A 24,432-nucleotide genomic window follows, 5' to 3' on the forward strand; every position below is an offset into this window, starting at 1 on the left:
AACGAATTGGACTTGCATTCAGCTTACGTTTTCACCTCTCATGTTAACACTATTTCATTACAAATGCACGTGGAAGTTATGTATATAAGAAAAAAGCACAGCCGGCACTGTGGGTATGCCTGACTGTGCTTAATGCTTATGTTTACTGAATGGTCGTCGTGTTTTCATGATTTTCCTGAAGAATTTCATTCACAGTTGCCTTTAAACTCGGATCTTCTTTGACAACTTTTTCGACTTGGTTCAAATGACCAGAACCTGTTGCATTGCCAGAATTAGTTGGCGAGAAGCTCTTGGAAGTTGAATCTTTGAATGATTCTTTGAATGAATTGTTTACAAGCGAGTCTTTGGCTCTCCCCATTACCTTACCCATCGATTCGCTGGAAGAGCTAAATGCGGACATCATCAGCGATTTGCTTTTGCGATTCAAATAAATGACCGCCGCTGCACCTGCTATGCCACCAAGCAAAAATGTACCTATTTTCATTTGGTTTCCCTCCATGTCAAGTAGTTTGAATCAAGAGTAGCTTGTGCGAGTTTGGATGCGTGCATACGCCACAGAGGCAGGAAAACAAAGGAGATATGTTACGCCTGAAATGTGGTAAACTACTTATAGCTTTAATAAAAGAACTTTCAAAGAGGATTGGGGAGAGAGAATTCGTATGAAACAAGCAAGTATTCTGCTGGTTTGCGCAGCTGTTTTGTTGTCGGCCTGCGGTCAAGGGAAGACAACTACGAGTCCAGCGGCAACCACAAGTCAGGCACAGGCGACAACTGTAGCACCTAGTCCAACAGCAACAGCAACACCAGTACCAAGCACAACCCCTGTACCAGAAAAACAAGCTCAGCAAATTGTCAAAAAGGACTATCATATGAACAAAAATTATGATATTGTCCCCAATGATCCGAACGGGAATAAAAAAGTCGTTCTTCTAACTTTTGACGATGGTCCCAAAGAACAAGAAATGAATGCTTCCCTCATTGCCACTTTAAAAAAGCATAACGCAAAAGCAATCTTTTTCATGAATGGGTATCGGATAAAGCAAAAACCGGAACTAGTAAAGCTCGTCCATGAGAGTGGACAAGTAATCGGTAACCACGCTTGGGATCATGACAACCTCAAAGATATGAAAACCGAGAAAATCGATCAACAGGTCGATGATGTCCAGAAAATCGTCAAAGAATTAATTGGACAGGAGCCACAATTTTTCCGCCCTCCATTTGGTGCGGGGAATGACTATCTAAAAGATAAAATCAAAAATAATCACATTCTTTATATGACTTGGTCCAATGGCTCATTAGACTGGGAGATGACAAACAAAAAAAACGACCCAAACAAAGTCCTTGAAAATGTGATGAAACAACTACATGGGGGGAGTAATATTCTCATGCATGAATTGCCTTGGACAGTATCCATCTTAGACACGTTACTCACTCAGTTGGAAGAGAAAGGATATTCCTTTGTTGATCCAAATGCTATTGAGCTTGAAATGAGATAAAAAGAAGCGCCCTGCTGTCCAACTGAGTTGGTGGCAAGGCGCTTCTTTTTATTCATAGCTTATGCTAACGGTATGCGAGTTTTCCAAATAATCGACTTTCGCACCCAACGATTCAGATAGCAAGCGAACAGGAATCATTGTAGTCTCATTAATGAGTTGAGCCGCAGAGTCCACCTTGTGCTCAACCCCATTAATCACGTAAGAATTTCGATTCGTGTAGAACACGATTGTCTTTTCTTTCTTTTTATAGATGGCTGCTTTTTGCTGATCGTCCCATTCGACTGTGGCCCCAAATGCCGCTGCAAGATCACGAACGTACAAAAAAGAACTTCCATCTACAATCGTGGGTTCTGTTTCATGGGAAATGATATCATATCAAGCTTATAGTTATCGTCTGACAAACCAAAAGTAACTGTATGAGAATGGTTTAAGCCGAAGTTTGCTTGTTGAATCGCATAAGAAACCGCATCTTTATGGAGCTTCAACACACCAAGACCTACTTTTGGCTCTGTACGGAAGGACCAATTTTTATCAAATTGTCTTATCGTGCCATCCTTCATCGTCGCAGTCAACTTAACCCTTGCCTGATAGGTCATATCTAGCTGCAGCGGCTTTGTTGGCATGAGAATCACTTCCGTATCCAGATGGTCGTCTTTGTCAGGAGAATTGATCAAAAATGGCACAGCCGCTCCAATTTCGTCTTTCAATTCTGCTTCAATCAAATTAACCTTTTGTACACCAGGTCCATTCACCATTGCCATGATTGGATAACCTACAGGGTAGGCATTCCCCGAATGGATCCGCATTGGATCAGGCTCTTCGTGTCCATCAAATAATGTTGGGGCATAAATATCCTGATGACCCGGAGAAACCACTAATTCGGGTGCAATTCCTTCTGAAAATCCAAACTCGAGAACATGATAATTCCCCTCTTTAAAGACACCAATTTCCACTAAACCAGGAATTAGGAATGGTGATCAATGGTAGGGCGCATCGAATAAATCATCAATAGCTCGACAAGGGAACCGGAATTATAAGCAACGTCCTCGCCGCTTGCGCGTGAATAGCCCATATATTGCAAGCGATCACTTAATGATTTACCAAAATAACCCTGAAGGCTTGTGTCTTCGTCATGCAAAGAAGCGCTCGCTATATGAAAAGACTAAGCGAGCCTTATAATCTCCTGGGGGGAGATTATAAGGCTCGCAGGCCTGTATACATATTTGACAGAAACGGGGTCATAGCTTGGGTTTACTTCCGTATCATTCAAATAAAAATGGAAGGATTCAGGCGTCTTTCCTTCACTTAAATTAATCGTTACGCCAATATCTGGTCTTAAAAGGCCTACAGAGCCTTCCGGATACGTCATATACCCAAAGGATAGAAACTATGAATCTATCATAGCTTCTTAAATAAGGTTAAACAACAAAAACAGAATTAGGATATCTCGGAATTCCTCAGGAATAACGAATCCCCCACACGGTTAAACCTGCAACTAACACGACAAACAGCCAAAACAAAGTTAAGTAAAAAATTCGGGTCCATTTTCCCTGTTCAGAGGAATGAATCACTTTACGGGGTGGCAGGTAAGTATCGTCCTTTTCTGTTGCACTTGTTATTTTCGCCGACCGCAATGGAACCCTATCTTCAACGCTCATGAGCTTTTTTCTTCCTCCTTGCTAAACCGTAATATGCAACCCATTACAAAATCGATAATAAAGTGCGCTATGATAGGCGTCCAAAGACTCCCTGTATATTGGTATATCCAGCCCAGACCGTAACTAATTCCAAAAACCATTCCTGTCATCAACCAATGCTGTAAATAACGGACATGGATCGCTGCGAACACAATACTCGTCCAATAAGGCCCCCACCAATATTGAAGGGCTCCTCTGAACAGCAACTCTTCACATATGGCAACGATGAGCGAAATAAGGGCAATGTGCCAAACTGCACGATTACCGAATATCATTTCATTAATTCCACCATCATCAGATACTTCCTTCGGTACCCAACGTGATATTAAAACATCAACACCAAGCACGACAACTGCGAATAAACAACCCCAAATGAGAATTGCCCATCCCCCTTCAAAATGAAACATTGAAAGAATCTTATGATTGCTCTGAAAAAAAACGATGACAATTCCGATAATAAACGTAAGAAGCTGGGTTATGTATAAATTGAGTAACAAAGTACGATCATTTAAGTCGTTAAGATCCACTTTGCCGAAGCGAATATTTTTGAAATCGAATTTTTTCATGTAAGCTTCCCTCTTTTCTTGACATATTCCCTTTTCTAGCTATTTCACCTATACTAAGTAAAAGAAAAAGAGAGAATAAGGAGCTTGATTATGGATAAGCGTCTGACCCGCACTGATTATTTATTCGCCCTCATGTTTATCTTTATGCTTGTTTGTATACTAGGCGCCTTCTTCTACGGCTTAAGGCTCGGCCAAGAAAAATCGGATCAGAAGTATGACAAAATCTTGCATGCAGACAAGGGCACTGCCCAAGAAATTGGAGCCTACGATCAACAAGTTTTGGTTTCTTATTACCATACCATCTTTTTACCCTTTAGGGAATTTCAGAATAAATGGTTTGAACAGATGAATCAGATCGAACTTGGCAACTCGGCAGTAGACGCTTCGGCTGTTCTCAAGGAATTGTCTAAAGTCGCTGATGAGAAATACAATCTGTTGATGAGTAAAAACATGCCTGCTTCCTCCCCCCTTCTGGTACAGTCTCATCAGGGATACCTAAAAGGGCTTAAGCTTTTTGCAGACACTTTGAAAACGTACCAAAGCAAAGCAAACGGGATGAGCGCTTCCCAGCTTCTAGCAGCCATTGATAATGACGCTTACTTCCAAGAAGCGAAAACACAGTCACTAACCGCGCAAAGTAATTATTTCAGTTCGATTGTGGCTTGGAACGGAACCATTGATCACGACTTGGAAGCCTTCGATCCGAATAACAATGCTAACTTGGATCAATGGCGGGCTATGAATGTAAATGTGAAGAATCTTTACATCACTACAAAATTACTTAAAAACAAAGCATTTTCACCCTTTTATCCCCAAGACTTAACAATTCGCATCGATGAATTCATCGCTTCTGGACAAGCCAAGAAAATGAATGTTAACGATGTCAACCAAATGATGGATCTTCTACTAAGCACAAATGCGGTAAGATCAGGGGATTTCGTAAAAGGCAAAGCTAAATGGTATCCAAATGAATTGCTTCCCCAACTTCCATTTTTCTCTGATGTAAATTGATTAATCAAACCGGACGCTCAGGCGCCCGGTTTTTTATTTATTAATCGTATTGAAATCCTCGTAGCATACCGATGGCCGCCATGCCGCCTTCGATATTAATGACGCGATCAAAGCCATTTTCACGCAAAAATCCCGCTACATGATAGCTGCGGACGCCATGGGCGCAAACGAGGTAGATGTCCTTGTCTTCAGGTAGCTCCCCTAAGCGATGTGGAAATTGCTGCATAGGGATTAGTACAGCCTCATCTAAATGATAGAATTCCCATTCGTGAGGTTCTCTTACATCTACGATGAGGCTGTCTTTTATAAGATTTTGATCTAGTGCCTCCAGAAATTTATGCGGCTGGATATTCATTATCTCCATGATTTTCCTCCCTTAATGAATTACCTCAATGAAATTTTTTTTTTATTGAGAAGAATAGCGAAATTAGGCTTTTTTCCAAGCTTAATGGATTGCATTCTCCTAACGCATACTATAAAATAAATAACGAAAAGGATGCAAGCCAAACCTCCTTGCTCAAATATGGCTTTCATGTGAAAATGATTCGACGTGTATTGACACAATTTCAAACCCATGTTAATCTTATGAAAATTCTATAACACAGTAAAGCGTTGACGGAGCCAAGTAAATAAAGTAGCTTTCAGAGAGCCGATGGCAGGTGCGAATCGGCAGCGAACATTTTACGGAGCACTCCAGAGTCATTGCATTGAAATAAGTAGATGCAGTCGGAATAGGAACCCGTTACAGTTCCAGGTCGCAAGACCAGTGAGGCTGTCCGTGTGAACGGGTAGCGAATTAGGGTGGTACCACGAAATCAATCTCTCGTCCCTTTGGCTACAGACTATATGTCTGTAACTGAGGGGTTGGGAGTTTTTTTTATGTTCATATTCTAAGGAGGCACACAACAATGTACAAAGTATTAGTATCTGATCCAATTAGCGACATGGGAATTCAAATGCTTTATGATGCAAGCGACGTCGAGGTTGTTAAGCAATCTGGACTCTCCGAAGATGAACTTGTGGCAATCATTGGTGACTATGATGCCCTCCTCGTTCGCAGCCAAACGAAAGTCACTGAGAAAATCATGAATGCCGGCAGTAAGCTAAAAGTAATCGGTCGCGCCGGAGTAGGTGTTGACAATATTGATTTGGAAGCTGCGACAAAACGCGGCATTGTTGTAATCAATGCTCCCGATGGAAACACCATCGCAACTTGCGAACTTACGTTTGCCATGATGATGGCAACAGCTCGTATGATTCCACAAGCTTACAAGAAAACTGTTGGCGGCGAATGGGATCGTAAATTTATCGGTGTCGAGCTGCGTAATAAAACACTCGGAATCCTAGGCATGGGACGAATCGGAAGCGAAGTTGCGAAACGAGCTAAAGTATTCGGTATGGAAGTAATCGGTTACGATCCCTTCTTAACGGAAGATCGTGCTGAGAAAATCGGCGTGAAACTCGGGACTGTGAATGAAATTGCGGCACAAGCAGATTTCATAACCGTGCATACACCGCTCACAGCAGAGACTCGCCACCTCATTAGCAAACCACAGTTCGATCTAATGAAAAAAGGGATTCGCATTATCAATTGTGCCCGCGGCGGTATCATTGATGAAATGGCATTGGTTGAAGCAATCGATCAAGGTATCGTAGCTGGAGCAGCATTCGATGTATTCGAAGTGGAACCTCCACAAAAAGACCATCCGTTCCTTACGAATCCTAAAGTCATTGTAACGCCTCATCTTGGAGCTTCGACGGTAGAAGCTCAAGAGAATGTCGCCATTGACGTATCCGAGGAAGTCCTTCACATCCTCCGTAACGAGCCTTACAAGAATGCCGTAAACATGCCTCCTGTGCCTGCTAACGTGCTTAACAAACTACAACCTTACTTCGGGCTTGGCGAGAAAATCGGAAGCATTCTGGGTCAAATTTCTCAAGGAGCCGTGTATGAAATCGTCGTAAACTATGCTGGTGATCTGATCGATGTCGATACAAGTCCACTGACTCGGTATATTGTCAAAGGCGTGTTCGAGAATCAGCTAGAATCGATTAATATCGTTAACGCGATGCATTTAGCTAAATCCCGCGGCGTGAACATTGTCGTTCAGAAGTCAAATACGGCCAACAGCTTCACGAACTTAGTAACGGTAACAGTGAAAACAAAACAAGAAGAAAAAACACTTGCCGGTACGTTACTAGCAGGGTTTGGCGAGCGTATCGTCCGAATCGACCAATATCCAGTTGATGTCACCGCAGAAGGCAATCTGCTTCTTATCTCACATAACGATAAACCAGGAATTATTGGCCGCGTAGGTACACTACTCGGTAATAACGATGTGAATATCGCGACGATGCAAGTAGGTCGTAAAGTGATCGGCGGATCGGCGATTATGGTGCTGACGATTGACAAATCAGCAAGTGCTGAAGTACTTGCTGAACTTACGAAGCAAACAGAAATCGTCAACGTACGTGCCTTAACCATCTAATTTAAAATGCTAATCCTCTTAGTGTTTCACGAACAACAAGATTTTGTCTGAATATTCTACAAAATAAAGGCGTTTGCTGTGATTTTCATCAGCAAACGCCTCTTCTTATGTGTCTAAATTGTCAGACAATTACATTTTAGGTTCACAGGGCAGCAAGATTGTGAACGTCGTTCCGTGCCCCAATGCACTCTGTGCCTTCACATTGCCTTGGTGCGCATCAATGATGTTCTTTACGATGGCCAGGCCAAGCCCTGTGCCTACCGATGTACCGCGTGTACGCGCTTTGTCTGCTTTGTAGAAACGTTCAAAAATAAACGGTAGGTCAGCAGCAGGGATACCTTTCCCCTCATCAGTGACCTCAATTCGAATTGCTTGTTGATCCTTGTAAGTAGCCATCTCCGCTTTAATCGTAATGCGCGCTCCGCCTGCGGTATGCCGGAATGCATTGTCGAGCAGGTTGGTTAGCACCTGCTCAAGCCGATCCTCATCCCCACGCTTAAGGATGAGTGGCTGCTCTGGCAGCTCGGCGTTCAACACGATGCTGCGTTCTTTGGCCAGCACCGAAAATTTGCGGTGCATACGTTTGATCAGGGAGTCGACTTCGACCTCCCTGAAGTAAAGCTCGAGATGACCAGCTTCCATCCGAGCCAGATCGAGCAGGTCGCGAACGAGGCGCCCCATGCGGAGCGACTCATCATGAATGACCTGCACCAACTCTTCGCGTTCCTCGGGTGTGGAGGCGATATCATCGAGCAGGGCTTCGCTATAGCCCTGCAGCATCGAGAGCGGTGTGCGCAGCTCATGCGAGACATTCGCTACGAAGTCCTTGCGCAGTTTGTCGAGGCGGACCTCTTCCGTAACGTCACGAAGCACGGCGACGGCGCCACGAATTTGGTCTCGCGAATAAAGCGGCGTCATCGCAACCGACCAAACACCATTTTGTACATGCAGCTTGGAAGCTGCCTCTGAGGATTCAGCCACCACGGCTTCGAACAGCGGAATTAAAGGAATCGGAATTGGCTCAGAATCAGGGTTCCTATAACTCATTAGTCCCCAATCACCTAATGAAGTATCCGGCTTGCTGAAGCGATTCAGCCCCTCATCGTCAGACCACTCAATCGAGCTCCACTCTTGAACGATCTTCTCCCCTTGCGGATTGGTAAGCATCACAGATCCATCTGCATCTAGTGTAATAACCGCATCCGTCATACTTCGTAATATACTTGTCAGATGTTCCTTTTCCTGACTCAGGGCCTTGATGCTCTCCTGCAGCTTTTCACCCATGTGATTAAATGTTTTCGCAAGCTCCCCGATCTCATCTTTGGATACAATTGGAACACGCGTGCCATATTGACCAAGTGTAATTAAATCAGCCGCCTTTTTCAGTTGCTGAAGCGGACGGGTTATGCGCGAGAACAAGAAGAACCCAAAGAAAGTAGTCATCAAGAAACCAACTAAGGACACATAGACGAATAACCTTAACATGTAACTCTGGGTAGCTTCCAACGATTGAAGCGACTGATACACCAGCGTTGCACCGACAGTAGCGCCTTGAGGATTTTTCAGCGGAACAGCTACAACGAGATACTCGACTCCCGCATGAAAACGTCCATTGTTGGATTTATTGAGTTGTTTCGCCTTCTCTTGGCCGGCAAATACTTGATTAAGCTCATTATCCGTAAAAAAATCAGTCGCATGAAACGACGGCAGTTCACTTCCGGTAATAACCGGAAGCACCATTTCCTTCAAATCCGTCGAGATTACAAGCATTTTCGCATCTTGAAAACTTAAGAGCTCGTTGCTTAACTGATAAAACTGTTGATCATACATATGTCTCGATGCTTCATCAGAAAATCGAACGGCTAATTTTTTCATATTTTCCGTTTGATCCTTGGCTTGCGCGAAATAATTTTCCATATAATTAACAAGAAAAAAGCCTAGTATAAGCAGTATAACCGCAACCAGGCCGATAATTGTTAACCAAAGCTTACCTACAACACTTCTGAATATAAACACGTTATTTAGGCACCTCTAGCTTATAGCCGACTCCCCAGACGGTCGTAATCATAGCGGCAGCATCCGGGGATACCTTATTTAATTTTTCGCGCAATCTTTTCACATGCGTATCTACTGTACGCAAATCTCCAAAAAATTCGTAATTCCAAACATCCTTCAATAATTCCTCTCTGGAGAAAACCTTATCAGGAGAAACAGCTAGATAATGTAAAAGTTCATACTCTTTTGGAGTTAAAGCCACTTCTTGTCCGCCTGCCGTCACACGGTGTGCATCATGCTCGATAACGAGATTCGGGAAAACAATATTGTTGCTCGAACCAGCATCCTTAGATAAGTAAGCCGTTGCCGAAGAGCGACGTAAAATCGCTTTAACTCGGTAAATAACCTCACGCGGACTAAACGGTTTAACAACGTAATCATCAGCGCCAACCTCGAAACCACTAACACGATTCGTCTCTTCCCCTTTGGCTGTAAGCATGATCACAGGCGTTGACTTCACCTGACGAAGACGAGCACATACCTCGATTCCATCTATCCCCGGCAGCATAACATCTAACAGCACCAAGTCAAAGTCTGAATCAGTAGCCATTCGAAGCGCAGTCTCTCCATCTTCCGCCTCTTCAATGATATATCCTTCTTTCTCCAAATACATACGTAATAATCTGCGAATACGCTCTTCATCATCGACTACCAAAATGCTAGCTTTCATTTCCATGGAGCGTCACATCCTTTCGTGTTTTATTCCAAACCCTACACACCTGCGTATGAGTGAAGACCTGCGATAACAAGGTTCACCCCAACCAAAGTAAACATGACCACAATGAAACCGATAACAGATAACCAAGCAGATTTCTTGCCTTGCCAGCCCTTGGACAGGCGCAAGTGCAAAAACACGGCATAGAACAACCAAGTGATCAATGCCCATACTTCTTTAGGATCCCAGCCCCAGAATCGTCCCCAAGCTTCCTGTGCCCAGATCATGGCAAAAATAAGCGCACCTAATGTAAAGATCGGATAGCCAATGGCAATCGCCCGATAACTAATTTCATCCAAATCTTCGTGATCCATGCCATTCACAATGGGCGCGATGGCCGCCCCTAATGGTTTACGCGCAACCACACGAGCAAAGCCATATAAGATTAAACCACCAAGAATTGACCAGATCACGGTGTTAAGCTTACGTCCAGCACTAGCGCCTTCCATCCAAGATGGGGCTGTGAAAAGCGGTTCCGACATCCCAAGAAACGGCTTCATTTCAACCACCTCAGTGCCATGCGGCTTAACGATTGGCGGTAGTACATAAGTTTCATTCTGCACATTGGTTTGTTGTTGACCTTGCGCATCCGTAACAGTCACTGACTTGGAGAAGACAGCTTTATAGCCAGAAGCATTAAAGGTAAAGATGGAGCCGATGAAAGCGACTAATATCAAAATAAATAGTAAGGTAAGCTCCACGCCTCTTTGCTCACGTTTCTCTGTTTTCGATGTTCCTGAGTAATCGACCGCTCTCAACAGATACATGAGTCCACCTGCAAAGCCTACCGCGAAGAAAGCTTCGCCAGTCGCAGCCGTTGTTACATGAATCTTCAACCAATAACTTTGCAAGGCCGGAATTAAAGGCTGTACCTCACTTGGAAAAACAGATGCATAAGCAATAATGATAAAGCCAATCGGCAGTGCGAATACACCAAGCACAGGTGTACGGTAGATGAGATAAACGATCAGGAACGCGAACATGATCATCATTCCCAAAAAGGTCATGAATTCGTACATATTCGATGTCGGAATATGATTTCCTTCCGCCCATCTCGTAAAAAAGAACGTCACATGACAAGCAAACCCTATGACTGAAGCAATGAATGCGACAAAGCCCCATTGTTTCGTATGTTGTTCAGGATCCCGATTACTCCATTTCCTACCGGTAATGGAGAGGACGAATAATAGAAAAGCTAGCAGGTAGACGAAAAAAGCAATGAGTAAAAATGTGCTGCTCACAGAGTTGACATTCACCCTGGGGTCCCTCCTTTATCTAAAGATTTAGGTGACACGTCTATGTGGTTCTTACTAAGAGCTGCTGCCACCTCATTGCGAAGACCGAACCAATTTTTATTGGTATGACCTCCGAGCGTGAGCATTCCATCATCAATTCGAATCCAAATGCGTCTGTGCTGCCAATAGAAGCCCATAATGACGCCAATCATAAATATCGCAGAGCCTACCCATATATAGGGCATCGCTTTGTCGATACGAATATTCAAATAGGTTGTGTATTGAGCGAATTGAACGCCTTCCATTGATCCTACAGCAATCTTCAGCTTTTGGCTGATAGCTCCATTAATCGCATCCTGCGAAAACGATTCCTTGTCAATTTGTCTTGGGAAATACATATAAGGCTCTCCGCTAGCTGCAAGACCAGGTCCCGTAATACTAAAAATAAAAGCAGGCGCTTTAGGTTCATTCGACTTACTTATTGGCTGTCCTTTATCATCCAGTCCGAATTCCGGAAAAAAACCTTTGAGCTTGAGCCTATAAGGACCCGCCGTATATTCATCCTTCGGATTGTTCATAGGTAAGTCAAAACTTCCATACGATTCACCAGTCTGAGGATTGGTAAGAGCAGGTTTTACTGAAATCAGCATAGGCGATGCTTTGTAATCGAATTGATAAGCTTGCAGACCCTTGTAATCCATCGGATGGTTTACAGTGATATCAGCTTTATGAACTTCTTCAAGCGTTGGTTCTTTCGAAGAATCCTCGCAGTTCGCTGAACAGTGATACAGAACTGCCTTGGTTTCATAGGTTTTTGGAACGATTTGTCCCTTTTCCTTAATACTTGCCGGCAGATCCTTGTCATCATAGAGCTCAAGCGTAAATTTCTCATTTTTCAAGTAATAGGAAGTATGGGGAATTTGTTTGGTTTCCCCTTCCAGAACGCTCATATATTCATCCATATGCCAGCCAGGGATACTGCGCATTAAAACTCCCAACAGGAAAATAATGAGGCCAATATGATTAATGTAGGGCCCCCAGCGGCTAAATCGGTATTTTTCAGCAAGGAGCGCCGTTCCATCCGTATGTACACGATAATTTTTTTTGCGAAGCAGCACGCCAAGCTGGCTTGTCCAGGCTTCCTCATCCGTTTGATCCGGTAATTTGCCTACGTAAGTCACTTTCTGCCTAGTTAAAAAATTGATGTGCTTACGAATTTGCTGTTTAGACAGTGCACGATAAAGCGGCAAGACTCGATCCAAACTACAAATAACGAGTGATGTCCCAATCATAAACAACAGCGTGATAAACCACCACGAGCTAAAGGTGTGCGAAAATCCGAGAAAATGGTAAATGGTACCCAGTGTTCCATAGTTTTGCGCATAGTACTGCGCAGGATCCATATCTAAGAACGTATTTTCTTGCGGGAAAATTGTGCCTACTGCTGAAGCGACAACCGTCCATATGATGATCCATACCGCTATTTTAACCGAAGAAAAGAAATTCCAGACTTTATCCAGTACGGAAGGGTTGGATTTCTGTGAACGGCGAGCCATCCCGTCGTATCGCATCTCCAATAAATCTCTGCCATCCACATCGACTAGCGGATTACCGCAAGATTCGCAGAGTGAGGTGCCGGTTGGATTCTGATGCCCGCAATCACATTTGGTGTTGTGAAACATGATGAACCTCCTAAGCATAGTGCCTCCACTTAACGCTTGCTTCGTAAGCAGTAAGCGGCATTTTACTCCAGTGTAACTAATATCAAAAGCGTTTTCATTTGTAAATCCTTCTTATCACACTTACCCAAGTTAAGACTTCGTTTTCGCAACTAGCTTAGTAAGCGTCTCATCGATAAACAACTCGGACATTTGGCCTATCTTTTTCACTTCAACTTTGCCATCCGCTCCAATAAAGAAGGTTGTCGGATAATCCATAACCCCGTACATTTTCCGCACCTGTTCCTTCGCATCTAGCAATACAGGCATATTCAGCTTGTACTGATCCATGAAGCTCTGAACCGTGACTTTATTTTTATCGACGTTAACCTCGAGAAAGACAACGCCTTGCTGGCTCCATTTGTCATATTGCCTTTGGAGTGCAGGCATCTCTTCTTTACATGGCGGACAAAAAGTTCCCCAAAAATTAATTAATAGAGGCTTCCCTTTGTAATCCGATAACTCATGGGTTTTGCCATCGAGACCAATTAAGCTGAACTCCGTAGCTTTATCACCGACTTGTGGATACTTCTTACTATCCGAGGCCGACAAATTCGTAATAATCGTAAACACACCAATAATAAGCACGACAGCAAATATGGCCATCTGTACCCATTTCTTATTTCTACCCATGTTTGATCACCTTCACTTATTAACATTGTTAGCCAATTTCGGCACGTTTATATGTCCATTATAACGAAAAGAAGGCCAATTCTTTATTGGCCTTTTTGAACGTTATGTGTCTGGAGCGCTGCTTCCCTAAGCTCTTCTACCTCTTTCGGCGTCAGGTGACGATACTTCGCTCTTGGCAAGCCAGTAAGAAAGATCGGACCAAACTTAATGCGTTTAAGCTTAATTACAGGGAAAGCAATCGACTCAAACATACGTCTTACTTGTCGATTCCTACCTTCGTAGATCGTAATTTCAATAATGGATTCATTTTTCGTTGGATTCACATCCGCATATTCCACTTCAGCTGGAGAGGTCATGCCATCATCCAACTGAACGCCAATTCTAAGCTTCTCAAGCAGTGTTCCGTGCGGAACTCCTTTGACGGTAGCTTGGTAAGTCCTCGGAACGTGATGCTTCGGATGTGTTAATAAGTGCGCAAATTCTCCATCGTTGGTCAGAAGGAGTAACCCTTCCGTATCATAATCCAGTCGTCCGACCGGGTAGACGCGTTCCCTAATGCCAGGTAAGAAATCCGTCACTACTTTGCGCCCTTCAGGATCTGTCGCACTTGTAATAACACCCTTTGGCTTATTCAAGATGACATAAATTTTCTTTTGTTGGCCGACTGTACGACCATCGACCTTAATTTCATCTTCCGATGCGTTCACTTTCACGCCAAGCGTCGTGACGACTTCCCCATTCACTTGTACGCGCCCGGACGTGATAATTTCTTCGCATTTCCTGCGGGACGCGATCCCCGCTTCGGCTAATACTTTTTGCAGTCTTTCCATGATCCGCTTTCACCTCATGCTAATGATAACGGAGTTAATAGTAAATCACAAGTGTATGAAGCGTGTTCGAGGCATATTCACCCCAGAATGGAGCCATTAAGTGAAAACTAGATAACAAATCACAATAGAGGCAACGAATCCTACAAGATCAGAAATAAGTCCTACCTTTAGCGCATAGCCCGCTTTACGGATGCCAATTGCTCCAAAATAAACCGTCACAACATACAACGTCGTATCCGTACTGCCCTGTACGGTTGAAGCGATCCTCCCAATCATCGAATCAGGGCCGAATTGCTCGATGAGATCAGTTGTGAAAGCCAGAGAACCCGCGCCTGTAATAGGCCTTAGAATGGCAAGTGGAAGCACTTCAGTTGGGATGCCCATACTTTCAAATAAAGGCCTCATCCAGCTAAGCACAATATCCATCGCACCCGATGCGCGAAAGACAGATATAGCTACCATCATCCCAACAAGATGTGGAATTATTTTAATTGCAGTGTCAAAACCTTCCTTCGCCCCTTCTACAAAAGACTCATAGACCGGAACTTTGCGATAGGCAGCGTATAAAGGGATAAAGACAATCATAACAGGTATTGCCCAAGCAGACAGGAGTGAGACGAAGGCATACATACATAATCATCCTTTCAATGGAGGAATGGGCGAGCGAGACCTCCGATACCAACGATCTACCAAAATAGCCGCAGCCGTTGAAATCGCAGTCGCGATTAACGTGGTACCCACGATTTCAGCCGGATTCACGGAATTATAATTCATTCGAATGGCAATCAACGTAGTCGGAATTAGCGTGATGCTTGATGTATTTAAAGCCAGCAGTGTACACATTGCTGGACTTGCTGTATCCTTGTCCCCATTCAGTTTTTGCAGTTCCTGCATAGCCTTGATGCCCATAGGCGTCGCTGCATTCCCTAGGCCTAGGACGTTAGCGCTCATGTTAGACATGATGTAGCCAAGCGCTGGATGATTTTTCGGTATGCTGGGGAAAAGAAAGCGCACGAATGGGCGAAGCAGAACCGCTAGTTTGCTTAGAATGCCTGCATCCTCCGCGATACGCATCATGCCAAGCCAGAAGACCAGTACACTAATTAACCCGAAACATACGGTAACTCCACTCTTAGCGCCATCAAAAGCTGCTTGGGTTACCGTTTCCACATTACCGCTTAACGCTGCAACAATGAAACCCGCAACAATAAAAAATAACCATATCCAGTTCACCATTTCAGCAGCCCCCTAATCTAGCCATTCCGTCTCAGAGAAATTGAACATCTTATGTATCATCATGCTGCAAATCAATTGATAACGTGTAAGGAGTGTCTCTTTGTAGGGCTTCCCTACCTTAAAGCTAAAGGTCGACTGATCCGCCGCTTGCATACGCGTGCTTGTTTTATCGAACAAGGGGACCGTCTGTATGAGCTTCTTATTTAGAAAGTACTGTAAGCTCCCTCTTTCGCCCAGGCGATAATCCGTGGATAAGGGATCGACTAATACTACTTTTTTGCTAAGTGAGGCCGCTTCACCTTCCGCTAATGGGTAGGAGAAGGAATGACCAATAACCCAAGGATTACCGTCAATCGCATCACCTTTATTCGCGACTTGTTGAAGCGGATAATATTTGAAGCCATACTGCAGCAAACTTGAATGATCCGCCCAATCGTTCGGATCATTAAGCGTAACGACGGCAAGCTGCTGCCCGTTACGAGTAGCCGAGGACACGAGACAACGCTTGGCCAGCTTGGTATACCCCGTTTTGACGCCATCGGAGCCTTCAAAAAGAGAAAGCATCTTATTCTTATTCAACCACGTGTAATCCCATTTTTCATTAGGATTCGGGACTTTTTTCACCTTGGTGCTAACAATTTCTTGAAAGATGGGATTTTTCAATGCATAAGCAGTGAGCTTTGCCATATCATTTGCGCTCGAACGATGGCCCTCGCCTTCATCTAACCCTGACGGATTCATAAAGTTCGAATGGGTCATTCCAAGCATCTTCGCCTTTTCATTCATCAGATAGACGAAGCCCTCCACACTTCCCCCAACATGCTCAGCGATTGCCGTTGCGGCGTCATTCCCTGAACGCAGCATCAGCCCATACAACATATCGTGTAAGCGCATCTCTTCACCCAGCTTCAAATAAATAGAAGAACCTTCTTTACCGAACGCATTTTTGCTAACCTTGACCGTATCCGTCAACTTGCCATTATCGATGGCTACGATGGCCGTCATAATTTTGGTCAAGCTGGCTATACGCATGGGCACGTCCCCTTTTTCACTATATAGGATGCGTCCTGACTCCACGTCGATAAGAGATGCACCCACAGCATTAGCATGCACGACAGGCGGGGCTGCCTCCACTTGTCCCAGTGGAGCGCAAAGTAAGCACACGAATGCTGTCCACATTATTGTAATCCTGACTTTTTTTTTCATCATAATCCTCCTAGGCAAAAGAACTTGTACGTATTGATCAGACAAAACTTTGTACAAGTATATGCTTTTCCAATTGGGATATGTCCAAGTCTTGTTATTTACAAACCATCATACACTCGGTATAATGAGAAAGAATTTCATATGGAGATTACCGGAGGAGCCTGCCAACGCGGGCTCTTTTTGCATTTTTTTGGGTTCTCCGTGCAAACTAACACGACATACAAAGGAGGAGAAACATGATGACTTGGCTAGCCTTACTTATTTTCTTAATAACGTATGCATTGATTATTTCTGAAAAAGTGAACCGCGCCGTTATCGCCATGCTGGGGGCAGCGATCATGATCATTGCGGGCATCCTTGATGTTCACAAAGCTTTTGAACATTATATTGAATGGGGAACCATTACCCTACTAATCGGGATGATGATTCTCGTAGGCATAACGAACAAAACCGGCGTCTTCCAGTTCGTAGCCATTCGTGCGGCTAAACTAGTGAAAGGCGATCCCCTGCGTATTTTATTAATCATGGCAACCTTAACAGCCATCGGTTCTGCGCTTTTGGATAACGTAACTACGGTGCTACTCGTCGTGCCCGTAACTTTTGCCATAACACGAATCTTGGAAGTCAATGCGGTGCCCTTTTTAATGGCGGAAATCATGGCTTCTAATATCGGCGGCACAGCAACGCTCATCGGAGATCCACCTAATATCATGATTGGTTCGGCCAATCCACACCTAACATTCAATGCTTTTTTACTTAACCTTGCTCCGATAACAGTTATTATTATGGGAGTTACGCTGTTCATTCTTTATTGGATCTATAAGCGTCAATTAAAACCAAACCCTCAGCTTCAAGCCAAATTAATGAATATGAGGGAGAGCGACTTTATACAAGATCCTGTTTTGATGAAAAAATCATTACTCATCTTGGGACTTACAATAATTGGTTTTATGCTCCACGCCATCATTCATGTGGATGCTGCGGTCGTGGCAATAACTGGAGCCATTCTCCTCATGATATTCGGACTCAAAGAACATGAAGTCGAAACTGCTTTTGATTCGGTAGAATGGGTAACGATTTTCTTCTTCGCAGGCTTGTTTAGCTTAGTAGGAGGTCTTCAAGAAGTGGGCTTGATCAAAGATTTGGCCATGAAAGCTTTGGACGTCACAGAGGGGAATATTGGGACAGCTTCTATTCTTATCTTATGGGGATCAGGGATTGCATCAGCCACTATCGACAATATCCCTTTCGTCGCCACGATGATCCCGTTAATCAAAGACATGGCAGATGCTCTCGGTTTAGCAGTGGATTCTCCCCAAGTTACTACACTTTGGTGGTCTCTCGCACTAGGCGCGTGCCTAGGAGGAAATGGCACTATCATTGGAGCTTCTGCCAATGTCATTGTTGCTGGACTCGCCGCTAAAGAGGGCAAAAGCTTCAGTTATTTTGAATTCCTAAAAATAGGTGTACCCATAACGCTTGTTTCTCTTCTACTTGCTCAGATCTATGTATATTTCAGATATTTGATGTAAGCCACACTAAAAAAGCTGTCCGCGAGGACAGCTTTCCATTTTAATTAATGCTAAACAATAAAGTTCTGATTTTCGATATTTGTCACATTGCTGGACCCCGAAGTAGTTAAGCCACTCGTTGGCGTTTTTGCGCTTAACCCTTTAATCATACTCTGGATTTTATCCACAACTTGTGGCGCTGAATCAATCAAGCGCTCCAGTATATGCGTTTGGTTATCCAACGGAACCACTTTCACGCCATTTTTACCAACTACCAAAAAAGCAATAGGTGTAATAGATACCCCGCCTCCACTACCTCCACCGAAAGGGAGTGCCACCTTAGCGTTAATTGCATCGCTTTTGTCAAGGGAGCCACCTTGTATTTCGATTTCTGAATCCGTGACGAATTCACTTCCACCAGCAGCAAACCCGAAGCCTACTTTGGAAATCGGCATAATGACGCTGCCGTCTGGCGTTTCAACCGGATCCCCGACAATGGTATTCACGTCAACCATCTCTTTGATGTTTTCCATCGCAACTTTCATTAACCCTTGGATCGGATGTTCTGACATCGTTATCTACCTCCTAATCGTTTTTGGCCAGAAAAACTGGCATCGGAATCATAAGCTTGAAAGAGCAATAATGGTTCTTTTTTAGAATGCCCTCACGGGTTTGCCCTTATGTACGACTTCTAGCATCACGAAACGGTTTTGGGTCTAGTCTTATGCAAAATTTGGATCCAAGCACGCAGTCCTCCTTTCACCTTGGCCGCTCTAACCACTAACCGAACACCTGCTAACAAAACAAACCAGACACGGATACGGCCAGCTGCACGCAGCTCTGTGTCAAAATGCATTTGGTTGTATTGTGGAACAACATCAATCATGGGCTTCGTCTGCAGCTTGATATATTGAATTCCAAAACCAAGAAGGGATGATTTAATTGCCCAAATCGCTCCAGTGGTGATTGCTGTTTCAGGAGCATCTCCAACGCCGACCCGTGTGGTCCATCTTAACTCGGTACATTCGACTTTAGCTAAGGTCATCTTCATCCAATCGTACAAATGGAGCGTATTGACGAGTGCTATTTTAGCTTTTTTATAAAAAGAAATAATTTTTTCTTTGGTGATATGCTCTTTCTGTGCATCCTTGAGTTCCGCATTCGATTTCGATTTCGAATTCGATTTCGTAACCGTCTCTGATTTAATCATAATACCCTGACCGAAACCTTTAAACTGAATAATCGGAATGACATATCGGTACCTGACCAGCCCGAACAAAGCTCGCATTTCCACAGATAACGTGTCATTATCCTTAACCCTAGAAAAATAAAACTCACCGCGAATAAAACTGCTCATCACGACGATAAGCATAAACAAGATCACAAGAACGACCATCCCTACCCCAAACAACATCAACGCGTTGATCCCTCCTAAACAAAAAAACTCCACTGCAAGAAGAGTCTTCTCGCCATTGGAGTTAGTATGTACCATTATTCGCCGCGTTTATCCATATCTTCAAAAGTGATTTGCTTTTGATCACCTAAACGATCGAACAGCATCCGCGTTTCTTCTTCTAAATCCAAATTCCCTTGGAAGCTGGTAGAATCGGGAAGCTCTTGGATGGAGCTTAAGCCGAAGTATTCCAGAAATTGCTTGGATGTTCCATAGAGTATAGGCCTCCCCACTGCATCAGCTCGACCGACTTCTTCAATAAGATCTTTTCCCGTTAACGTTTGCAAAGCGCGGTCACACTTCACTCCACGAATTTCTTCAATTTCTACCCGGGTAATTGGCTGCTTATAAGCAACAATCGATAATGTTTCCAATGCTGCCTGCGAAAGAGAGGATCGTGAAGGTGTATAGGCAAGCCGCTCAAAGTAAGGCGCATGGGCAGCTAGTGTAGTCAATTGGTAAGCTCCGGCCACTTCCACAATTTGTACCCCGCGGCCTTTGCGTTTGAAATCTAATTTCATATCACGGAGTAAATCGGTTACTAAATGTAAGTCAAGCTCTAACACTTCAGCCAATTGCTTGGCATCCAAGCCTTCGTCGCCCGAGGCGAAGAGCAATCCTTCAATAATTGATTTCATCTGTTGAAAATTGAGTGTCAATTGCAGAATCCTCCTCTTTGGCTTGAATGACGATATCTTCAAATAGCTGATGCTGAAAGCACGTCACTTTTTTCATTTTCATTAATTCCAATAAGGCTAAGAACGTGATAACAATTTCTTCCCTTGTCATTTCATAATCGAATAGCTTGGAAAAAAGCAGCTTGCCACCCTTAAATTTGAGCAGGTCTACGACTTCTCGCATGCGGTCTTTCACGGAAATTTCATCTCTTCGGATCTTTGCAATGACATTACGGTTTGATAATTTGCGCAAAGTACGTTGGAAAGCAATGAGTAGATCCGCTACGTCAAGCCCCTCTACTGGGTTTTCGTGTACAACCGGTCTAAAAGGGGTTAAATCCTCCGGCTCGCGCGTATAAATTAAGCTTCGCTCCACTTCTTTATCACGGAGCATGTCTGCTATCGATTTATACTTCCGGTATTCAATCAGCTTCGCAACGAGCTCGGCACGAGGATCTAAATCATCATCCATACCGTAATCATATTCATCATCAAATTCAATAACAGGCGGTTTAGGCAGCAGCATCTTACTTTTAATAGATAAAAGCGTAGCCGCCATGACGAGAAATTCGCTAGTTACATCAAGCTCCAACTCCTGCATAGCCTGTACATAAGCTAAGTACTGATCCGTGATGTCTTTAATCGGTATATTATAAATATCGAGTTCATTTTTATCAATCAGATGCAGCAATAGATCAAGGGGGCCTTCATACGCTTCGAGCTTATAAGTGACTTTCATTCAGCTTTCCCCCTTGTCAAAGTGAAAATAAGTTCATCACAATTTGTGCAGCTAGTGGATAAATATGTGCCAGTGCCCACTGACCGATCGGTGTTATCATTAGGATAAGAACTAGTAAAAGACCATAGTATTCATTTCGTTCAAACCACGGGCGATTCCGATCCGAAACAAGCCCCCGCACCACAAACCAACCGTCTAGCGGGTACAACGGTAATAGGTGGATCATACCCATCATAAGATTAACAATAACGCAATACTGCAAATAGACTCGCCATTCCTCCACAGCAATTGTCTCTACGCCTCTGCCTATCCAGGTCGGAGCAAAGAAATACAACCACCAAAAGAAAAAGACAAGTAAGAGATTCATTAAAGGCCCTACCAAATAAACGAAAGTAAGAGACAGTTTAGGCCGTCTTCGAAATTGGGTCACATCTAACGGAAGCTTTTTGGACCAACCATATGGTCCAAACACAATCATGGCTAGCCCCAAGGCATCGATATGTGCCAAGGGGTTTAGCGATAATCGTTTGCTGTCCCTGGCTGTTCGATCTCCCAATAGCCAAGCAGTGCCCGCTTGTGCTGCATCATGCAACGTCATCGCAATCAGAAAGGCGAACAACCTAGGAAGCAGTGTTTCAAGATGAAAATAAGACAGCATTAAGAAGAGAATTGTTTAGTCAAATTCGCCATTTCGATCGCTGTAACGGCCGCTTCCCAACCTTTATTACCAGCTTTCGTACCCGCACGTTCTATCGCTTGTTCTATGGAATCCGTCGTCAACACGCCAAAAATAGTCGGAATACCTGTTTTCAAATTGATTGCCGAGACTCCCTTAGCCACTTCGCTGCACACATAATCAAAATGTGGCGTTGAGCCGCGAATAACCGTACCTAATGTAATAACCGCATCGTATTTACCGCTTTCCGCCATCTTTTGAGCAATCAACGGAAGCTCGAAAGCGCCTGGAACCCAAGCGATATCCACTTCGTCGTCTTGTACACCGTGACGTTTCAATGCGTCCTGTGCCCCTCCCAAAAGTTTGGAAGTTATAAATTCATTGAACCGACCTACAACGATTCCGTATTTCAAGTTTTGCGAGACTAAATGACCTTCAAAAATGTTTGGCATGTGAGTTTCTACCTTTCCCTATTTGGAATGTTTATTTAAATGCCGCTGCCAGAGTCTTGAAATTCCAGCATGTGTCCAAGCTTTTGCTTTTTAGTTTGCAAATAACTTAAGTTATGTTCTTTACTTTCCATTTGAATCGCCACGCGCTCAACGACCTCTAGACCATAACCTTCGAGACCTTTAATTTTGCGAGGATTATTCGTTAAAAGGCGAAGCTGGCGAATGCCAAGATCTTTTAAAATCTGCGCTCCGATGCCATAATCCCGAAGATCTGGAGCAAAGCCAAGCTTAATATTCGCCTCAACCGTGTCAAATCCCTGCTCTTGCAGCGCGTAAGCTTTCAATTTATTAATTAAACCGATACCTCGACCTTCCTGTCGCATATATAATAATACACCTGAGCCTGCTTCATCAATCTGTTTTAATGCAGCATCAAGCTGTGGCCCGCAATCACATCGATGAGAATGGAAGACATCACCCGTCAAACACTCGGAGTGAACACGAACCAGCGTCGGCTGCTTAGGGTCTAGCGTTCCCTTCACCAACGCAACGTGCTCCTTGTTGTCTAACTGGTTCGTATAGGCAATCGCCTTGAAGGTACCAAAATCAGTTGGCAGGCTGATTTCAACTTCTCGCTTAACTAATTTCTCCTGCTGATTACGATAATGAATCAATTCCTTAATGGTAATGATGCTCAGCTCATGTTGCGCGGCAATATCCATTAGATCAGGTACACGCGCCATTGTGCCATCTTCTTTAATCACTTCACAAATTACTGAAGAGGGATAAGATCCACACATGGTGGCAAGATCTACGGCCGCTTCTGTATGTCCTGCCCTGCGCAGTACCCCTCCTGCTTTGGCGATCAAAGGAAATATATGACCAGGCCTACGAAAATCTTGCGGTCTTGTTTGGGGATCGATCAATGCCTGGACAGTGGCTGAACGTTCATGAGCGGAGATTCCCGTGCTTGTCCCGATATGATCGACTGAAACCGTAAATGCCGTTCCATGAAAGTCCGTATTTCTTGCTACCATTGGAGGTAAGTCTAGCGCTTGCGCTCGTTCCTCCGTAATCGGTACGCACACAAGCCCACGACCTACTTTGATCATAAAATTGATAACTTCAGGAGTCGCTTTATCCGAAAGCGCGATAAAATCCCCTTCATTTTCACGGTCTTCATCATCCACTACTATAATCACTTTACCTTGTTTTAAATCATCAAGAGCTTCTTCAATCGTATTAAAACGCACCTCTGCCATTTTCACCCCTCCTAAACATTTTTATTTGAGAACTTGTAACGGGAGATAAGGTCATCGCTTTCGGTATGGCTAACTATTACATGAAGCCGTGCTCCGCCAAAAAGCTTTCTGATAAAGCACGCGGCTTCCTTCCGCTATCTCCCTCACCTGACGGACCGAAACGAAGAAGTCTTTCCATATATTTGCCTAAAACATCGCACTCAATGTTAACGGTATCTCCAGCCTTCTTGTCATGAAGAACCGTCTGCGCCAGCGTATGCGGAATGATAGATACAGCAGCATCGTGCTCCGTCACACTTACTACGGTAAGACTGATGCCGTCAATCGTAATCGAACCACCAGCTAGGATATATCTAAATATCTCCTTATTCTCCGGAGCGAACCGGTAGACAACCGCATTTTCTTCGGGTGAGCGGGAGAGGATTGTAGCTGTCGTATCCACGTGGCCCTGCACGATATGACCGCCGAAACGACCGTTAGCGGCCATAGCCCGCTCCAAATTGACGCGAGTGCCATTTAGCAGCTTACGCAGATTCGTTTTGCGATACGTTTCAGGCATGACATCCACGGAGAAGGATTCTGCATCAAAGGCAATCACCGTTAAGCAAACACCATTCACGGCAATGCTATCTCCAAGATGAACATCCTCAAGCACTCGCTTAGCGCCAATCGTCAGCACCATCGCTTGTCCCTGACTGTGGATGCGACGCATATGGCCGATCTCTTCAATAATTCCGGTAAACATGCAAATCCTCCATTCCTAAGAACACATTCA

The 24,432-nt window shown here is 44.0% G+C and carries 28 protein-coding genes and 1 other annotated feature; of the genes, 4 read left to right on the forward strand and 24 right to left on the reverse strand.

Going from position 1 to position 24,432, the window contains the following annotated elements:
* Positions 1-142: 142 nt before the first annotated feature.
* The gene (locus GK047_RS08815; protein WP_163944355.1) at positions 143-484 is read right to left on the reverse strand and encodes a hypothetical protein; all 342 of its coding nucleotides are present in this window, start codon (positions 482-484) and stop codon (positions 143-145) included.
* 175 nt (positions 485-659) lie between these two features.
* On the opposite strand from GK047_RS08815, the gene GK047_RS08820 reads away from it, so the two are divergent.
* A complete protein-coding gene (locus GK047_RS08820; RefSeq protein WP_163944358.1) occupies positions 660-1,496 on the forward strand; it encodes a polysaccharide deacetylase family protein in 837 nt (278 codons plus the stop codon).
* Between the two features lie 48 nt (positions 1,497-1,544).
* On the opposite strand, the gene GK047_RS08825 is transcribed toward GK047_RS08820, so the two are convergent.
* From GK047_RS08825 to GK047_RS08845, 5 genes are all read right to left on the reverse strand, one after another.
* The gene (locus tag GK047_RS08825) at positions 1,545-1,817 is read right to left on the reverse strand and encodes a copper amine oxidase N-terminal domain-containing protein (protein ID WP_163944361.1); all 273 of its coding nucleotides are present in this window, start codon (positions 1,815-1,817) and stop codon (positions 1,545-1,547) included.
* Between the two features lie 14 nt (positions 1,818-1,831).
* On the reverse strand, positions 1,832-2,449 hold the full coding sequence (locus GK047_RS08830) for a hypothetical protein (protein WP_163944364.1): 618 nt from the start codon (positions 2,447-2,449) through the stop codon (positions 1,832-1,834).
* An 11-nt stretch (positions 2,450-2,460) separates the two neighbouring features.
* On the reverse strand, positions 2,461-2,634 hold the full coding sequence (locus GK047_RS08835; protein WP_163944366.1) for a hypothetical protein: 174 nt from the start codon (positions 2,632-2,634) through the stop codon (positions 2,461-2,463).
* Between the two features lie 319 nt (positions 2,635-2,953).
* Positions 2,954-3,154 carry a hypothetical protein gene (locus tag GK047_RS08840; RefSeq protein ID WP_163944368.1) on the reverse strand — a complete coding sequence of 67 codons (201 nt, stop codon included), beginning with the start codon at positions 3,152-3,154 and terminating at the stop codon, positions 2,954-2,956.
* Positions 3,151-3,759 carry a CPBP family intramembrane glutamic endopeptidase gene (locus GK047_RS08845; protein ID WP_163944371.1) on the reverse strand — a complete coding sequence of 203 codons (609 nt, stop codon included), beginning with the start codon at positions 3,757-3,759 and terminating at the stop codon, positions 3,151-3,153. Before GK047_RS08845 ends, GK047_RS08840 begins: the two co-directional genes overlap by 4 nt.
* Positions 3,760-3,849: 90 nt before the next feature.
* On the opposite strand from GK047_RS08845, the gene GK047_RS08850 reads away from it, so the two are divergent.
* Positions 3,850-4,770 carry a hypothetical protein gene (locus GK047_RS08850; RefSeq protein ID WP_163944374.1) on the forward strand — a complete coding sequence of 307 codons (921 nt, stop codon included), beginning with the start codon at positions 3,850-3,852 and terminating at the stop codon, positions 4,768-4,770.
* 40 nt (positions 4,771-4,810) lie between these two features.
* Here GK047_RS08850 and GK047_RS08855 read toward each other — a convergent pair whose 3' ends face one another.
* A complete protein-coding gene (locus tag GK047_RS08855) occupies positions 4,811-5,134 on the reverse strand; it encodes a rhodanese-like domain-containing protein (protein ID WP_163944377.1) in 324 nt (107 codons plus the stop codon).
* Positions 5,135-5,373: 239 nt separating this feature from the next.
* Positions 5,374-5,604 (forward strand) — a binding site (T-box leader).
* A gap of 74 nt (positions 5,605-5,678) precedes the next feature.
* Here GK047_RS08855 and serA point away from each other — a divergent pair.
* On the forward strand, positions 5,679-7,259 hold the full coding sequence (serA, locus tag GK047_RS08860; RefSeq protein WP_163944380.1) for a phosphoglycerate dehydrogenase: 1,581 nt from the start codon (positions 5,679-5,681) through the stop codon (positions 7,257-7,259).
* Between the two features lie 129 nt (positions 7,260-7,388).
* On the opposite strand, the gene GK047_RS08865 is transcribed toward serA, so the two are convergent.
* The 9 genes from GK047_RS08865 to GK047_RS08905 form a co-directional block, all read right to left on the reverse strand.
* Positions 7,389-9,275, reverse strand: coding sequence for an ATP-binding protein (locus GK047_RS08865; protein WP_163944383.1), 1,887 nt, complete (start codon positions 9,273-9,275; stop codon positions 7,389-7,391).
* 1 nt (position 9,276) lies between these two features.
* Positions 9,277-9,990, reverse strand: coding sequence for a response regulator transcription factor (locus GK047_RS08870; RefSeq protein WP_163944386.1), 714 nt, complete (start codon positions 9,988-9,990; stop codon positions 9,277-9,279).
* Between the two features lie 35 nt (positions 9,991-10,025).
* Positions 10,026-11,285 carry a cytochrome c biogenesis protein CcsA gene (gene ccsA / locus GK047_RS08875; protein WP_346010307.1) on the reverse strand — a complete coding sequence of 420 codons (1,260 nt, stop codon included), beginning with the start codon at positions 11,283-11,285 and terminating at the stop codon, positions 10,026-10,028.
* Entirely contained in the window at positions 11,282-12,946 is a 1,665-nt protein-coding gene (gene resB / locus GK047_RS08880) for a cytochrome c biogenesis protein ResB (protein ID WP_163944389.1), read from the reverse strand. Before resB ends, ccsA begins: the two co-directional genes overlap by 4 nt.
* Positions 12,947-13,075: 129 nt before the next feature.
* Positions 13,076-13,615 (reverse strand): redoxin domain-containing protein, encoded by a 540-nt coding sequence (locus tag GK047_RS08885; protein WP_163944392.1) that lies wholly within the window; start codon positions 13,613-13,615, stop codon positions 13,076-13,078.
* An 83-nt stretch (positions 13,616-13,698) separates the two neighbouring features.
* Positions 13,699-14,445, reverse strand: coding sequence for a pseudouridine synthase (locus GK047_RS08890; RefSeq protein ID WP_163944394.1), 747 nt, complete (start codon positions 14,443-14,445; stop codon positions 13,699-13,701).
* Between the two features lie 96 nt (positions 14,446-14,541).
* Positions 14,542-15,075, reverse strand: coding sequence for a spore maturation protein (locus GK047_RS08895; RefSeq protein WP_163944396.1), 534 nt, complete (start codon positions 15,073-15,075; stop codon positions 14,542-14,544).
* Between the two features lie 6 nt (positions 15,076-15,081).
* The gene (locus GK047_RS08900) at positions 15,082-15,681 is read right to left on the reverse strand and encodes a nucleoside recognition domain-containing protein (RefSeq protein WP_163944398.1); all 600 of its coding nucleotides are present in this window, start codon (positions 15,679-15,681) and stop codon (positions 15,082-15,084) included.
* A gap of 12 nt (positions 15,682-15,693) precedes the next feature.
* The gene (locus GK047_RS08905; protein WP_163945273.1) at positions 15,694-16,887 is read right to left on the reverse strand and encodes a D-alanyl-D-alanine carboxypeptidase family protein; all 1,194 of its coding nucleotides are present in this window, start codon (positions 16,885-16,887) and stop codon (positions 15,694-15,696) included.
* Between the two features lie 236 nt (positions 16,888-17,123).
* On the opposite strand from GK047_RS08905, the gene GK047_RS08910 reads away from it, so the two are divergent.
* Positions 17,124-18,419 carry an ArsB/NhaD family transporter gene (locus tag GK047_RS08910; protein ID WP_481855952.1) on the forward strand — a complete coding sequence of 432 codons (1,296 nt, stop codon included), beginning with the start codon at positions 17,124-17,126 and terminating at the stop codon, positions 18,417-18,419.
* Positions 18,420-18,469: 50 nt separating this feature from the next.
* On the opposite strand, the gene ytfJ is transcribed toward GK047_RS08910, so the two are convergent.
* The 8 genes from ytfJ to ribE all read right to left on the reverse strand — a co-directional run bounded on the left by ytfJ (position 18,470) and on the right by ribE (position 24,402).
* Positions 18,470-18,970, reverse strand: a complete 501-nt coding sequence (gene ytfJ, locus GK047_RS08915) for a GerW family sporulation protein (protein WP_163944400.1) — start codon at positions 18,968-18,970, stop codon at positions 18,470-18,472.
* Positions 18,971-19,095: 125 nt separating this feature from the next.
* Positions 19,096-19,812: a DUF2953 domain-containing protein gene (locus GK047_RS08920; protein WP_240343881.1), complete on the reverse strand. Its 717-nt coding sequence runs from the start codon at positions 19,810-19,812 to the stop codon at positions 19,096-19,098.
* A 77-nt stretch (positions 19,813-19,889) separates the two neighbouring features.
* A complete protein-coding gene (gene scpB, locus GK047_RS08925) occupies positions 19,890-20,489 on the reverse strand; it encodes an SMC-Scp complex subunit ScpB (protein WP_163944404.1) in 600 nt (199 codons plus the stop codon).
* Positions 20,473-21,267, reverse strand: coding sequence for a segregation and condensation protein A (locus GK047_RS08930; RefSeq protein WP_163944407.1), 795 nt, complete (start codon positions 21,265-21,267; stop codon positions 20,473-20,475). Before GK047_RS08930 ends, scpB begins: the two co-directional genes overlap by 17 nt.
* A 16-nt stretch (positions 21,268-21,283) precedes the next feature.
* Positions 21,284-21,925 (reverse strand): site-2 protease family protein, encoded by a 642-nt coding sequence (locus GK047_RS08935; protein ID WP_163944410.1) that lies wholly within the window; start codon positions 21,923-21,925, stop codon positions 21,284-21,286.
* On the reverse strand, positions 21,925-22,395 hold the full coding sequence (gene ribH / locus GK047_RS08940) for a 6,7-dimethyl-8-ribityllumazine synthase (protein ID WP_163944413.1): 471 nt from the start codon (positions 22,393-22,395) through the stop codon (positions 21,925-21,927). The genes GK047_RS08935 and ribH overlap by 1 nt, the downstream gene beginning before the upstream one ends.
* 35 nt (positions 22,396-22,430) lie before the next feature.
* Entirely contained in the window at positions 22,431-23,657 is a 1,227-nt protein-coding gene (locus tag GK047_RS08945; RefSeq protein ID WP_163944416.1) for a bifunctional 3,4-dihydroxy-2-butanone-4-phosphate synthase/GTP cyclohydrolase II, read from the reverse strand.
* 76 nt (positions 23,658-23,733) lie between these two features.
* On the reverse strand, positions 23,734-24,402 hold the full coding sequence (ribE, locus tag GK047_RS08950; protein ID WP_163944420.1) for a riboflavin synthase: 669 nt from the start codon (positions 24,400-24,402) through the stop codon (positions 23,734-23,736).
* Positions 24,403-24,432 lie beyond the last annotated feature (30 nt).

Source organism: Paenibacillus sp. SYP-B3998 (assembly GCF_010820665.1).
Classification (GTDB): Bacteria; Bacillota; Bacilli; order Paenibacillales; family NBRC-103111; genus Paenibacillus_E.

Bases quoted from the DNA above. Each gene is read 5' to 3' on its own strand.
- GK047_RS08885 (WP_163944392.1), bottom strand. From the start codon at position 13,615: ATGGGTAGAAATAAGAAATGGGTACAGATGGCCATATTTGCTGTCGTG.
- scpB (WP_163944404.1), bottom strand. From the start codon at position 20,489: ATGAAATCAATTATTGAAGGATTGCTCTTCGCCTCGGGCGACGAAGGC.
- GK047_RS08890 (WP_163944394.1), bottom strand. From the start codon at position 14,445: ATGGAAAGACTGCAAAAAGTATTAGCCGAAGCGGGGATCGCGTCCCGC.
- GK047_RS08815 (WP_163944355.1), bottom strand. From the start codon at position 484: ATGAAAATAGGTACATTTTTGCTTGGTGGCATAGCAGGTGCAGCGGCG.
- GK047_RS08840 (WP_163944368.1), bottom strand. From the start codon at position 3,154: ATGAGCGTTGAAGATAGGGTTCCATTGCGGTCGGCGAAAATAACAAGT.
- resB (WP_163944389.1), bottom strand. From the start codon at position 12,946: ATGTTTCACAACACCAAATGTGATTGCGGGCATCAGAATCCAACCGGC.
- GK047_RS08900 (WP_163944398.1), bottom strand. From the start codon at position 15,681: ATGGTGAACTGGATATGGTTATTTTTTATTGTTGCGGGTTTCATTGTT.
- GK047_RS08910 (WP_481855952.1), top strand. From the start codon at position 17,124: ATGATGACTTGGCTAGCCTTACTTATTTTCTTAATAACGTATGCATTG.
- ytfJ (WP_163944400.1), bottom strand. From the start codon at position 18,970: ATGTCAGAACATCCGATCCAAGGGTTAATGAAAGTTGCGATGGAAAAC.
- ribE (WP_163944420.1), bottom strand. From the start codon at position 24,402: ATGTTTACCGGAATTATTGAAGAGATCGGCCATATGCGTCGCATCCAC.
- GK047_RS08945 (WP_163944416.1), bottom strand. From the start codon at position 23,657: ATGGCAGAGGTGCGTTTTAATACGATTGAAGAAGCTCTTGATGATTTA.
- GK047_RS08820 (WP_163944358.1), top strand. From the start codon at position 660: ATGAAACAAGCAAGTATTCTGCTGGTTTGCGCAGCTGTTTTGTTGTCG.
- GK047_RS08855 (WP_163944377.1), bottom strand. From the start codon at position 5,134: ATGGAGATAATGAATATCCAGCCGCATAAATTTCTGGAGGCACTAGAT.
- GK047_RS08850 (WP_163944374.1), top strand. From the start codon at position 3,850: ATGGATAAGCGTCTGACCCGCACTGATTATTTATTCGCCCTCATGTTT.
- GK047_RS08905 (WP_163945273.1), bottom strand. From the start codon at position 16,887: ATGAAAAAAAAAGTCAGGATTACAATAATGTGGACAGCATTCGTGTGC.
- GK047_RS08920 (WP_240343881.1), bottom strand. From the start codon at position 19,812: ATGTTGTTTGGGGTAGGGATGGTCGTTCTTGTGATCTTGTTTATGCTT.
- GK047_RS08935 (WP_163944410.1), bottom strand. From the start codon at position 21,925: ATGCTGTCTTATTTTCATCTTGAAACACTGCTTCCTAGGTTGTTCGCC.
- GK047_RS08895 (WP_163944396.1), bottom strand. From the start codon at position 15,075: ATGTATGCCTTCGTCTCACTCCTGTCTGCTTGGGCAATACCTGTTATG.
- GK047_RS08930 (WP_163944407.1), bottom strand. From the start codon at position 21,267: ATGAAAGTCACTTATAAGCTCGAAGCGTATGAAGGCCCCCTTGATCTA.
- GK047_RS08870 (WP_163944386.1), bottom strand. From the start codon at position 9,990: ATGGAAATGAAAGCTAGCATTTTGGTAGTCGATGATGAAGAGCGTATT.
- ribH (WP_163944413.1), bottom strand. From the start codon at position 22,395: ATGCCAAACATTTTTGAAGGTCATTTAGTCTCGCAAAACTTGAAATAC.
- serA (WP_163944380.1), top strand. From the start codon at position 5,679: ATGTACAAAGTATTAGTATCTGATCCAATTAGCGACATGGGAATTCAA.
- GK047_RS08845 (WP_163944371.1), bottom strand. From the start codon at position 3,759: ATGAAAAAATTCGATTTCAAAAATATTCGCTTCGGCAAAGTGGATCTT.